Annotated in this window: 1 protein-coding gene; it reads left to right on the top strand. The window is 43.0% G+C overall.

Translation table 11 applies throughout. The annotated features are described in order from the left end of the window. Window positions 1-2,486, top strand: a 2,486-nt coding sequence (locus A5875_RS23655) for a BspA family leucine-rich repeat surface protein (protein WP_176244657.1), incomplete at its 5' end; no start/stop codon positions are given. Between the last annotated feature and the right edge of the window lie 35 nt (window positions 2,487-2,521).

The following is a 2,521-nucleotide window of genomic DNA, read 5'->3' as shown; positions in this document are numbered from 1 at the left end:
CCGGCTGGAATACGAGCAAAGTAGAGAATATGGGCAGTATGTTTAGTGGGTGTAGTCAGTTGGAAGACTTAAACTTATCCAGTTGGAATACAAGCCAAGTTCAGTATATGGGCACTATGTTCTCAGACTGTAGTGAGTTGAAAAAGTTAAATCTATCTGGTTGGAATACGAGCAAAGTATATGATATGAACGCTATGTTTTATAGTTGTAGTCAGTTGCAAAAGTTAGACTTATCCGGCTGGAATACGAGCAAAGTAGAGAATATGGGCAGTATGTTTAGTGGGTGTAGTCAGTTGGAAGACTTAAACCTATCCGACTGGAATACGAGTCAAGTTCAGGATATGAGCATGATGTTTTATGCTTGCACTCAGTTGCAAGATCTAAACTTAACCGGCTGGAATACGGGCAAAGTAGTTAATATGTACTCTATGTTTTATGAGTGTAGTCAGTTGAAAGAGTTAAACCTATCCGACTGGAATACGAGCCAAGTTCAGATTATGTTTGCGATGTTTCGTGGTTGTAGTCAGTTGCAAGACCTAAACTTAACCGGCTGGAATACGAGCAATGTTTTGGATATGGGTGGGATGTTTTATGGCAGCGACAACCTTTCAAAGTTTACACTGTCTTCAGACTTTGAGTTTCAGAGCGGTCATTCTTTACGTGGCCTTCCCGCTAACTCAGGAAAAACGACTTATCACTGGGTGAAGGATGAATATAAAGCGGATTATGATTCAACCGCTGATTTTACGACTGCACATAATAATTTAACTGGAGCATCTAAAAATCATGTATACACCATTCAGAAAAAACACGAGGTTTCCTTTAATCTAAATGGTGGAAGTGGCAATACACCTGATCCTCAGTATATTTTTGAAGGTAAATTAGCGGATGCCCCTGACTATAAAGGAACAAAGGGAGACCTAATTTTTGATGACTGGACGCTTAATAGTGTACCGTTCACTTTTGATAAGCAAATCACTGAACCTGTCGAGTTGACCGCAAGATGGCGGAAGGCTAGATATACGATCAAGTTTGATCCTAACGACGGCGAAGGAACTATGAGCGATCAGGAGTTGTCTGTCGATGAAGAGCTACTGCTGCCTGCCAATCAATTTACTCGTAAAGGCTATGATTTTGACGGCTGGAATAAAGAATCTGGTGGCGGTGGAGACAGTTACTCAGATAAAGAAGCGGTCAAAAATTTATCCAAAACAGACGGTGCACAGGTTAAGCTTTATGCGCAGTGGAACCCGATCACTTATACCGTTACTTTTGATACTAAAGACGGCAAGCCCACTACCAGTAAGAATTACACGATCGAAAAAGGAATCGACTCGTTTGGAACGCCAACCCGTTCTGGCTATACGTTTGATGGCTGGTATGACGGAAAAGAAAAGGTAACGAATATTAAGGAAGGCGAAACGGGTAATCGGACGTTGATTGCGAAATGGACGCCAGTAACCTATAAAGTGACCTTCGACAGCGCCGGCGGCAATGCCATCGATCTAATGTCGTATACAATAGAAGAAAAAATTTCATCTTTGCCAACGCCAACCCGAAAAGGCTACAAGTTTATGGGCTGGTTCGAAGGTGAAAATCAAGTGACTGAGATCCCAATTGGTGGAACGAGTGATCGCACACTGACCGCGAAATGGGAGGCAATTACCTACACGATTACTTTTGCGGATGAAGGGCTTAGTCCGATCACCTATACGATTTCCGATCAATCGATTCCTTTACCCGACGGACCAGAACGAGCGGGCTATCGTTTCTTGGGCTGGTTGGTTTCTGAAGAGAAATTAAACCGCAGTACACAAAGCAATGACGCCATCGTTCGCAGTTTGGCAGCAGGAACGATCGGAAACTTGCGGTTAATGGCGCAATATGAAGCAATTACGTACAAGGTGAACTTTGACAGTGCAGGTGGTAGCGCAATTGATCCGATTTCGTTCACCACTGAGAATTCTGTCGCTAAATTACCAGAACCAGCACGAATCGGTTATCGCTTCTTAGGCTGGTATGACGGCGAGACAAAAGTGACCGAACTGCCAAAAGGAACGATCGGCGACAAAACCCTAACTGCTAAATGGGAAAAAATCAAGACAATAGAAGTCATTGAAGACATTCTAAAAGAGGAAAATCAAAAGAATCGTAAGGAACAGGATTACACCGAAGACAGCTGGAAGAATTACCAAGAAGCGAAAAAGGCTGCCGAGGATTTATTAAAAGAGGTCAATCCTGATCCACTCAAAACCGAACAGGTATTGGCTAAACTGCAAGCAGCGATCAAAGGACTAACTTTGAAAGACGCAACCGCACCAACACCTGTGGGAACAACGAATATACCAGTAAGTAAAAAGGTCTATCCAACAGCCCAAGCGAAACAATATCCGCGGACAAACATGATTACAACAGTTTGGCCGGGATTCATTGGAACTGGGTTAGTTGCGGCAGTCATTGCTTTGGTTAAAAAGAATAAGAAGTAGAATGAGGCGGGACTCAAGTACGACGATCCAAAATC

Source organism: Enterococcus sp. 3H8_DIV0648, from assembly GCF_002140655.1.
GTDB lineage: Bacteria > Bacillota > Bacilli > Lactobacillales > Enterococcaceae > Enterococcus_A > Enterococcus_A hulanensis.
This window is presented reverse-complemented; position numbering and strand designations above follow the sequence as displayed.